General features: G+C 62.6%; 11 protein-coding genes and 1 tRNA gene. 4 read left to right on the forward strand and 8 right to left on the reverse strand.

Annotated elements, in window-relative coordinates:
* Positions 1-106: 106 nt before the first annotated feature.
* The 5 genes from rplA to ACX80G_RS16140 form a co-directional block, all read right to left on the reverse strand.
* A complete protein-coding gene (gene rplA, locus ACX80G_RS16120; RefSeq protein ID WP_196842006.1) occupies positions 107-814 on the reverse strand; it encodes a 50S ribosomal protein L1 in 708 nt (235 codons plus the stop codon).
* Between the two features lie 153 nt (positions 815-967).
* Positions 968-1,399 carry a 50S ribosomal protein L11 gene (rplK, locus tag ACX80G_RS16125; protein WP_459308937.1) on the reverse strand — a complete coding sequence of 144 codons (432 nt, stop codon included), beginning with the start codon at positions 1,397-1,399 and terminating at the stop codon, positions 968-970.
* Between the two features lie 122 nt (positions 1,400-1,521).
* Positions 1,522-2,382: a transcription termination/antitermination protein NusG gene (gene nusG / locus ACX80G_RS16130; RefSeq protein WP_459308939.1), complete on the reverse strand. Its 861-nt coding sequence runs from the start codon at positions 2,380-2,382 to the stop codon at positions 1,522-1,524.
* A 58-nt stretch (positions 2,383-2,440) separates the two neighbouring features.
* The gene (gene secE, locus ACX80G_RS16135; protein WP_459308941.1) at positions 2,441-2,698 is read right to left on the reverse strand and encodes a preprotein translocase subunit SecE; all 258 of its coding nucleotides are present in this window, start codon (positions 2,696-2,698) and stop codon (positions 2,441-2,443) included.
* 66 nt (positions 2,699-2,764) lie between these two features.
* Positions 2,765-2,837, reverse strand: a tRNA-Trp gene (locus ACX80G_RS16140).
* A 231-nt stretch (positions 2,838-3,068) separates the two neighbouring features.
* Here ACX80G_RS16140 and ACX80G_RS16145 point away from each other — a divergent pair.
* Positions 3,069-4,316 carry a pyridoxal phosphate-dependent aminotransferase gene (locus tag ACX80G_RS16145; RefSeq protein ID WP_459308942.1) on the forward strand — a complete coding sequence of 416 codons (1,248 nt, stop codon included), beginning with the start codon at positions 3,069-3,071 and terminating at the stop codon, positions 4,314-4,316.
* A 26-nt stretch (positions 4,317-4,342) separates the two neighbouring features.
* Here ACX80G_RS16145 and ACX80G_RS16150 read toward each other — a convergent pair whose 3' ends face one another.
* Positions 4,343-5,002 (reverse strand): LuxR C-terminal-related transcriptional regulator, encoded by a 660-nt coding sequence (locus ACX80G_RS16150; RefSeq protein WP_459308943.1) that lies wholly within the window; start codon positions 5,000-5,002, stop codon positions 4,343-4,345.
* A complete protein-coding gene (locus ACX80G_RS16155; protein ID WP_459308945.1) occupies positions 4,999-6,273 on the reverse strand; it encodes an ATP-binding protein in 1,275 nt (424 codons plus the stop codon). Before ACX80G_RS16155 ends, ACX80G_RS16150 begins: the two co-directional genes overlap by 4 nt.
* A 124-nt stretch (positions 6,274-6,397) precedes the next feature.
* On the opposite strand from ACX80G_RS16155, the gene ACX80G_RS16160 reads away from it, so the two are divergent.
* Genes ACX80G_RS16160 through ACX80G_RS16170 form a run of 3 tightly spaced genes read left to right on the forward strand, consistent with a single transcriptional unit; the run spans position 6,398 to position 8,343 of the window.
* A complete protein-coding gene (locus tag ACX80G_RS16160; protein WP_459308946.1) occupies positions 6,398-7,825 on the forward strand; it encodes a PspC domain-containing protein in 1,428 nt (475 codons plus the stop codon).
* On the forward strand, positions 7,822-8,058 hold the full coding sequence (locus tag ACX80G_RS16165) for a hypothetical protein (RefSeq protein ID WP_459308947.1): 237 nt from the start codon (positions 7,822-7,824) through the stop codon (positions 8,056-8,058). Before ACX80G_RS16160 ends, ACX80G_RS16165 begins: the two co-directional genes overlap by 4 nt.
* A 42-nt stretch (positions 8,059-8,100) precedes the next feature.
* Complete coding sequence (locus tag ACX80G_RS16170) at positions 8,101-8,343, forward strand: PspC domain-containing protein (RefSeq protein WP_459308948.1); 243 nt, start codon at positions 8,101-8,103, stop codon at positions 8,341-8,343.
* 101 nt (positions 8,344-8,444) lie between these two features.
* Here the strand turns inward: ACX80G_RS16170 and ACX80G_RS16175 are convergent.
* Positions 8,445-9,125, reverse strand: a 681-nt coding sequence (locus ACX80G_RS16175; protein ID WP_459308949.1) for an HNH endonuclease signature motif containing protein, incomplete at its 5' end; no start/stop codon positions are given.

Genomic DNA, 9,125 nt, shown 5'->3' on the forward strand with positions numbered 1-9,125 from the left:
ATTTCCGGGGCGCTCTCGACGCCCGAAAAAAGACACTTAATCACGAAGGGCCGCAGCTTATGAGCTGCGGCCATTCGTGATTAGGTGCCTGGCGGCGTCCTGAGCCCTAAGCTTCGGCGAAGACCTTGGTGACACTTGGGTCAACGGTTATGCCAGGACCGAACGTGGTCGAGACCGTTGCCTTCTGGATGTAGCGGCCCTTCGAAGCCGATGGCTTCAAACGAAGCACCTCTTCCAGAGCAACTGCGTAGTTTTCGCCCAGCTTCTGCACATCAAACGACACTTTGCCGATGATGAAGTGCAGGTTGGAGTGCTTGTCGACGCGGAAGTCGATCTTTCCGCCCTTGATGTCGGTCACGGCTTTAGTGACATCAGCGGTAACGGTACCCGTCTTGGGGTTCGGCATCAGGTTACGAGGACCCAATACCTTGCCAAGGCGTCCGACCTTGCCCATGAGGTCAGGGGTGGCGACGGCGGCGTCGAAGTCGACCCAACCTGCTGCGACCTTTTCGATCATGTCATCGGAACCGACGAAGTCGGCGCCAGCGGCGATTGCCGCTTCGGCCTTCTCGCCCGTCGCGAAGACCAGGACGCGCTTGGTTTTGCCCGTGCCGTGGGGAAGGTTGACGGTGCCGCGGACCATCTGATCGGCCTTGCGGGGGTCAACGCCCAACCGAAACGCTACCTCAACGGTCGCGTCGAATGTTGACGGGTTGGTTTCCTTGGCCAGGACTACTGCCTCGAGCGGGGCGTACTGCTTGTCAGCCTCGATCTTGGCTTCGGCCGCCTTGTATGCTTTGCTGCGCTTTGCCATCTGCTTTTTCTCCTTTTGCAGTTGTGGTCTGCGGACCGCGCGGGCCCTGCCACACTCCGACACCTGAATCCGCCTGAATGGCGGTTGCCTGCGTCTACGTTTTGTTGGTTGAATGCACGACGGACGGTACCGTCGCACGATGGGTGGAAGGCTTTAGCCCTCTACCGTGATACCCATGGAACGAGCGGTGCCGGCGATGATCTTGGCAGCTGCCTCGATGTCGTTGGCATTGAGGTCTTCCATTTTCATGGTGGCGATCTCGTTGACCTGATCCTTGGTCAGCTTGGCAACCTTGACGGTGTGAGGCGTGGGCGAACCCTTGGGGACGCCAGCAGCCTTCTTGATGAGCTCAGCCGCCGGAGGGGTCTTGGTGATGAACGTGAATGAGCGATCCTCATACACGGTGATTTCGACGGGAACAACGTTTCCGCGCTGGGATTCCGTTGCAGCGTTGTACGCCTTGCAGAATTCCATAATGTTGACACCATGCTGGCCAAGCGCTGGACCAATGGGGGGTGCCGGGTTAGCGGCGCCTGCATTGATCTGCAACTTGATCAGGCCGGTGATCTTTTTCTTGGGGGCCATGAAGGGTCCTTCTTTCACATTGCGTCCATAGGACAGGAGCGTCCCATGGCTTGTTGGTCACCATGGCGTGATGACCTACCGCACCACCTGAGCTAAGCGGGCCCGGGCGGCACGAAGCTTGATTACTGCAGCTTCGTTACCTGGCTGAACGAGAGCGTCACCGGAGTTTCGCGCTCGAAGATAGAGACCAGAACAACAAGCTGCTGGGATTCCGGCTTGATCTCGGAAATGGTCGCCTGCAGGGTCTCGAAGGGGCCCTCGTTGACCGTAACCGGTTCGCCGATCTCGAAGTTGACTGTTGCCGGAGTCAGCTGGTTCTTTGCTGGCTTGCCCGATTCAGGGTCGGTGTGGACCACTGTGTGTTCGAGCATGGAGAACACTTCGCCGAGGCTCAACGGCACCGGGTTGTGGGCGTTGCCGACGAAGCCAGTAACGCCGGGAGTGTGCCTGACGGCGCCCCACGAAGCATCGGTGAGGTCCATGCGCACAAGGACGTAGCCCGGGATGCGAACCCGGTTGACGATCTTCCGGGTGGTGTTCTTGATCTCCACCACTTCCTCCATTGGCACCTGGATCTCGAAGATGTACTCTTCCATGTCCAGGGTCTGGATGCGGGTTTCAAGGTTGGCCTTGACCCGGTTCTCGTAGCCCGCGTAGGAGTGGATAACATACCAGTCGCCCTCCTGACGGCGAAGCTGGGCCTTGAAAGCCGCGACGGGATCTTCCGCAGGAGCGGATTCCTCATCGGTGGCGCCTGCACCGTCGATGGACTCGGCGTCAGAGGACGCTTCATCACCGGAAGTGGCTTCGTCGGTCGCGTCCGCGTCGCCCTCTACGGGTTCTGCATCAGACTCGGTCTCGCTATCGGCCGGGGCAGCACTGTCAATCGGGGTCGCTTCGACACCGGAATCAGCTACCTGATCCTCGTTCTCCAGATCATCCTCAACAGAAGTGATCTGCCGTTCGAGTTCTTGCTCGGACACCTAGCCGCCTGCTTTCTAAGATTCTTCAGCTTGTTAATGCATTACCGCGCGGATCCCGTTATGCGCCGCCGAAGACCCACACCGCGGCCGTCCCGAACAGGAAGTCCAGGGCAGTCACTATCAGCATCATGATGATCACGAAGATCATCACGGTAATGGTGTACCGCACGAGTTCCCTGCGGGTCGGTACAACTACCTTCTTGAGTTCGGAGATAACCTGCCGCACAAAGAGGAAGATTCGGCCGAAGAAACCCCGCTTGGGGGTGTTCTTTTCGGAAGGGCCACCCTGTGGGCTGCCCGCAGCCGTTTCGGTCACCTTCAACCTCTTCCATTTTTTGTCGGTTCAGTAGCCCATCAGGACTATTGTGTTTCGTCGAATACGCAGGGCAGACAGGACTCGAACCTGCAACCTGCGGTTTTGGAGACCGCTGCGCTACCAATTGCGCCACTACCCTATAGAGTGATTTCGCCGATCCGCCTGAGCTAACTCAGGCACAAACCATCGTGGCGATTTCAACACCAAGGAACAAGTCTACGCAATCCCCGCCCCGGCGTCGAACCGGAAGCCCCGGCTGCCTGGCAGCCACCACCCAACCAAGTGATTCGGCGTCGTTGTCCGACGGCGACAACGCCCTAAGCTGGAATCACGTCACAGTCCACAGCACCATCAACCCTAAGGGAACACTATGACTGCCACCCCTGCCGCCCAGAAGCAGGACACCCCGAACGTGCCAGCGCGGCGGATCTCGCGGCGAATTGCAGCTATCGCTGAATCGGCGACGTTGGCGGTTGACGCCAAGGCCAAGGCACTGAAGGCTGCGGGCCGTCCAGTGATCGGATTCGGGGCAGGTGAACCCGACTTCCCCACCCCCGATTACATAGTGGACGCCGCGATCGAGGCGGCACGGCAGCCCCGTTTCCACAGGTATTCGCCTGCGGGTGGTCTGCCGGAACTGAAGCAGGCCATCGCCGAGAAAACACTGCGGGATTCGGGCTACACCGTCGACCCGGCCCAGGTGCTCGTCACCAATGGAGGTAAGCAGGCAGTCTACGAATCCTTTGCTACTCTCCTCGATCCGGGCGACGAGGTGCTGGTTCCTACTCCATTCTGGACCACCTACCCCGAGGCAATCCGCCTCGCCGGGGGCGTACCGGTCGAGGTCTTCGCTGGCCCCGAGCAGGGCTACCTGGTCACTGTTGACCAGCTGAAGGCTGCCTTGACGCCACGTACCAAAGTCCTGCTGTTCGTTTCCCCGTCCAACCCCACTGGCGCGGTTTACAGTCCCGAGCAGGTCAAGGAAATCGGTGACTGGGCCGCCGAACGCGGCCTGTGGGTGGTGACCGACGAAATCTACGAGCACCTGACGTACGACGGCGTACCCTTCACCTCTATCGCGACAGCATCCCCGGCCGTTGGTGACCGGATGGTGATCCTCAATGGGGTGGCCAAGACCTACGCCATGACCGGGTGGCGGGTGGGCTGGATGATCGGGCCGAAGGACGTGATCAAAGCCGCCACGAACCTGCAGTCCCATGCCACGTCGAACGTTTCGAACGTGCCCCAGATGGCGGCGCTGGCCGCGGTGGCCGGTCCGCTTACTGCCGTGCATGAGATGAAGGTGGCATTTGACCGTCGTCGTCGGGCAATGGTCGACGGCCTGAACGCGATCGACGGCGTGGATTGCCCGATCCCGAAGGGTGCGTTTTACGCGTATGCCGATGTGAGGTCCCTGCTCGGCCGCGAGTTGGGCGGCATTCGCCCGGCGACGTCGGCGGAACTTGCGGCGTTGATTCTTGAGAAGGTGGAGGTGGCTGTGGTGCCGGGCGAGGCGTTTGGCCCTAGCGGCTACCTTCGGCTCTCGTATGCGCTCGGCGATGCTGACCTTGCGACAGGCATTGGGCGTCTGCAGGAATTCCTCGCCACTGCCCGGTAGCCCCTCCGGGGGCGCCGGTTGGATGCCTAGAGCAGCCGGCGCTCGGCAGCCCAACGGGTGAGCTCGTGCCGGGAGGACAACTGCAGCTTGCGCAGGACCGCTGACACGTGCGTCTCGACCGTCTTGATTGAAATAAACAGCTCCTTGGCCACCTCCTTATAGCTGTACCCGCGTGCGATCAGGCGCATCACCTCAAGCTCGCGGGCTGAAAGACGGTCGAGTTCGCTATCCACTGACGCCACCGCCGCGGTCCCAAAAGCATCAAGGACAAAACCCGCCAGCCGGGGCGAAAACACCGCGTCCCCAGAGGCCACCCTCAGGACTGCGTCGGAGATCTCAGCCCCCGAGATGGTTTTGGTCACGTAACCCCGGGCACCGGCGCGGATGACAGTGACCACGTCCTCTGCGGCGTCGGACACGCTCAGCGCCAGGAACCGCGTGTCTGCGAGGAGCATGTTGCAGCCCGCGAGCACCTCGGCGCCCCCGCCCCCAGTTCCGCCCGGCAGGTGCACGTCAAGAAGGACCACCTGCGGTCGGTGCTGGTGAATGGCAGCGATCGCCTCCTCGACTCCCGAGGCCTCGGCCAGCACGGCGATCCTGCTGTCAAGATCTGCCCGCAGGCCGGAGCGGAAGATGGCGTGGTCATCGACCACCACCACGGTGACCGGCTGCTCTGGATTATTCACTGCGCTGCATCTGCTTCCTTTTCGGGCATGTCCAGTTTAACCTCGGTGCCCTCCACGCTGCTGCGGATCGACACCGTACCGCCGTGTCGGTTCATCCTGCTGTGCAGGGAGACCCTGATCCCCATCCGGTCCTCGGGGATGGCTTCTGGATCGAACCCACGGCCCCGGTCCCTGACAAAGATCGTTGACCCGGAACTCCCGGCCTCAAGATAGACGGAAATGCTGCCGCCCGCATGCTTGGCCGCGTTGAGGACCGCCTCCCGCGCGGCCTGCGCCAGGACTTCCTGCCGCGGGGTCAACGCCGTATCGCCGACCACCACCACGTTGACCGGAGCGCCATAGCTGTCCTCGATTTCCGCGGCGATGGCCCGGATCCGCTCCGCAAGGTTTCCTGACTCATGGGCGGCGTCGACATACAACCAGTTCCGTAGCTCGCGTTCCTGCGCCCGGGCCAACCGCACCACATCCTGCTCCGAGCCTGCACGGTTCTGAATCAGGGCGAGGGTCTGCAGGACCGAATCGTGAAGGTGGGCGGCAATTTCGGCCCGCTCAGTTTCGCGGGCCCGCCCTGACCGTTCGGTCTCCAAATCACGCCAAAATTTCAGGCCCCAGGGAGCCAGCACCAGAAAGACTCCAGCCAGCACTGCTCCGGTAGCGACAAGTGTTGACCAGGTGAGTTCCCAGGAGATGGACCCGGACACCATGATCAGCACTCCCACCGTCACCAGCAGCAGACCGGCGACGAGTCGCACCAGCCCGCCTGCCTGCGACGCCCCCGCCCGGTTCATCAGGCCGGCACGCCGTGTCTCATCAAGCTGGATCCACGCCAGCACAGCCCCGGCCACCACCACCCCCACCGGCAACATACGGTCAAGAGGAAGATTGGCTCCTAACTGTTCGGCGATCACCGCAGCGGCCACCAGCAGCAGCGCTGAGCCGAGAAGCACCTCACGCTTTCCTACCAGCGAGTTGCGGTTCGCCGCACCGCGTGCACCAGCGGTAGGGACCGCCGTCGGGCTACCTGGCTCGGCAATCGACGGGGGGAAGATCAGTCGTGGGCCGACCGGGGTGGACCCGTGGCGGAACTGCTCCTCCTGAGTCGGCACCAACACCCATAGCCAGCCATAGAGAAATATTCCAGAACCGCCCGCGAGGGCCAGTCCGGCCATCGCGAGGCGCGCCATCTTGACCGAAATCCCGAGGTGGGCTGCCAGCCCCGCACATACTCCGGCGATTATCGCGTCGTGGGAGCGGAGCAGCGGCGGTCTCATGCCCTAATCCAAACACGATCCGCACCCGACTGGTGCGGGTTTCGGGGAAAGTTAGCCGCAGCTCAGGGACAGCTCAGGGTAGGCCCCGATGGCAACCACCCGTCCCCGGGGACAAGATGGGGAGATGAACTCGCACCAGGACCCGAATGATCCTCCGGAGCCCAGCCAGGGCGTCGAAACGGACGCAGCACTACCCGGACCCGACCCAGGCGAAGCCACAAGCCAGGCCGACGGCGACACCTCAGTGCCGCCGGGACCTCCTCCCCCGCTGGGTGGGGCCACACCCATAGCAACCGCCAACGCGCCTGCCGGAACAGCCACCAACTTTTTCGGCTGGCTGCGCGGCCTCGGGACGATCAGGGGCCAGGACCGCTGGATCGGCGGCGTCGCCACCGGCGTAGCCACCCGCACCGGCCTCGATCCAGTGCTAATCCGAGGCATCCTCGTGTTTCTGGCCATCTTCGGTGGCATCGGCGTCCTGCTGTACGGCCTGGCGTGGGCTCTGCTGCCCGAGCCAGACGGCCGCATCCACCTTGAGTCCGCCACCCGGGGCACCTGGACCTCGGGCATGACGGGTGCCGTGGTGTTGACCGTCATTGGACTCTGGCGACCCAACCTCCCGATCTTCGGCGGCGACGGCTTCGGCGCGTTGTTCTGGACCATCTTCTGGGTCGGGGCCGTCGTCCTTGCGGTGTACCTGGTGGCAACCAGGTCCAGCAAGAAGGCTGAGGCATCCGGCACTACCGGTCAGACTTATACCGTTGCCTCCGAGGAACAGGGCCAGGCCCTCCCGCCGGGCGCTCTGCCCCCACCTCCCTTGTACAGCCAGCTGCCACCCCTCCCGGCACCGCGACACAGCCCGCCAGCACCACGCAAACCGTCAACCCCCAAACCGACTGGCGCCGAACTGGCTCTCTATCTCGGTGGTGCGCTGATCGTCGTCGGCTCCGTCTTGATGCTCGATTACACAGGGATAATCGGTCTGGGAAGCTCAGTGGTTCCGGTGGCGATTGCCGCGGGCCTCATCCTTCTGGGTCTGGGGATTGTCACCCTGGGAATTCGTGGACACACCTCAGGTTTTCTCGGGTTCATGGCAGGAGTCGGCATAGCGGCAGCAGTCGTCGCCGGGTCAACATTCGCCACGGGGACCATCACTGTCGGCAGCAGCGCCGTCTGGACCCCCACCACCGAGGAGCCCGCCAGCGAGGGATACACAGTAGTTGCAGGCCAGGGCACAGTTGATCTCAGCAACCTCACCAACCTCGACGCCGACGTGGTCGTCCCAGTGAACTCGCTCGCCGGAAACGTCGGCATCCTGATACCCGACGACGTGCCGGTCCAAGTCCGCTCCTCAATCGCCCTCGGAGCCCTCAGTACTGTGGACAACGGACAGGAAGCAACGGCCGGCGGCATGTGGCACCCCGCCGAGATCGACCTGAACGAAAACGCCTCCGGACCATCGATCATCCTTGAAATCCGGGGCGCCATGACCCATACCACGGTGGCCGCCAGCCAGACCGAACTTGAAGACGTAGGAGGCATCTCGCCATGAACACTTCCGAGAACATCCCCACCAGCGACAACGACGGCGGCCAGCCGGTCCGCGCGGGCACAGTGGTCTGGGGGCTCATTGCGATCACTGTGGGCGCCCTGATCCTTCTCTCGCAGCTTGCCGACATCCGCTTCGACACGGGGCTGGTTCTGATGGGACTGCTCGTCGGCACCGGGGTGGCCCTGGTGGTGGGCGGGTTGGTCTCGATGACCGGCCGCAAACAGCACAAGTAAGAAAAGTGGACCATCGAGCAACGAAACGGGTTAGCCTACATCATGGACAAATTCTTTGACATCCTTCGATCATCGCCCATCAAACGTGCCCCCGGCGGATGGCTTGGCGGTATCGCCTCAGGCATCGCCGTCAAGTTCAACTGGCCGGTAGCCTACGTCAGGATCGGCATCCTCCTCAGCTTTCTGTTGCCGTTCATCAGCATTCCGATGTATGGCGTCCTGTGGTTGCTCCTTCCCAAGACCGACGGCACCATCGCGCTGCAGAAAATGATCGGCAGCCGGTAACCGAGGCGTGGGATCTGGCGGGTTGACGGCGTTTCGACGGCGATCTGAGTCGTTCTGAGACGCCGGATCTCCCACTTCGGCGATTGGGGAGGGGCTTCACCCTAGAACGGTGGTGGGGTTTCTGGTCGCGGTGGTGGTGGGGTGGGTGGTGGGTTGGGTTTGGTGGTGTAGGTTTCCCCGGCGGGGGAGATCGCGATGATCGTCCCGGGTTCAGGTTGGGTGTAGTGCCAGAAACCCTCGGTTTTGAACATGTGGTGACGTTTGCAGAGCGCTGCCAGATTTGAGTAACTGGTCGTCCCGCCCCGGGACCAGGGGATCGTGTGGTCGAGTTCGCAGAACACCGCCAACCGGTTACACCCCGGATGCCGACAGGTCCCGTCTCTGACTCTCACAGCATCTTGGAGGTCTTGGGGGACCCGGTACGTGGTTGCATCAGCGCCCAGCCTGGCCCCCGTGAAGGGGTGGGTGAGGATCCTCGTAAACGACGGCGCGTGCCCAGCGAGCCTCCGGGCCGTGTCCGGGTCGATTGGCCCGTACCCTTCCAACTCACCCGGCGCATCCCCACCCATGAGGGTCTGCACCGGGACCGTCACGAACACCTTCGCCTGCACACCCCAAAACTGGTTGCCCTCCCACGACTGGCTACCCTCACCGGACTGGTTGCCCTCCCCGGACTGGTTGCCTTCACCGGGTGCTTCGGCCTGTGACCGGGCCCGTGATCGGGTAATAGAATCACCGGTAGCCCTCTCAGGGTTGGTCTCACCAACGGATCCCGGGCCGGC

Source organism: Arthrobacter glycogeni (assembly GCF_054510815.1).

Coding starts and splice junctions, on each gene's coding strand:
- ACX80G_RS16155 (WP_459308945.1), bottom strand. CDS start 6,273: ATGAGACCGCCGCTGCTCCGCTCCCACGACGCGATAATCGCCGGAGTA.
- ACX80G_RS16170 (WP_459308948.1), top strand. CDS start 8,101: ATGGACAAATTCTTTGACATCCTTCGATCATCGCCCATCAAACGTGCC.
- ACX80G_RS16160 (WP_459308946.1), top strand. CDS start 6,398: ATGAACTCGCACCAGGACCCGAATGATCCTCCGGAGCCCAGCCAGGGC.
- ACX80G_RS16165 (WP_459308947.1), top strand. CDS start 7,822: ATGAACACTTCCGAGAACATCCCCACCAGCGACAACGACGGCGGCCAG.
- rplK (WP_459308937.1), bottom strand. CDS start 1,399: ATGGCCCCCAAGAAAAAGATCACCGGCCTGATCAAGTTGCAGATCAAT.
- ACX80G_RS16145 (WP_459308942.1), top strand. CDS start 3,069: ATGACTGCCACCCCTGCCGCCCAGAAGCAGGACACCCCGAACGTGCCA.
- rplA (WP_196842006.1), bottom strand. CDS start 814: ATGGCAAAGCGCAGCAAAGCATACAAGGCGGCCGAAGCCAAGATCGAG.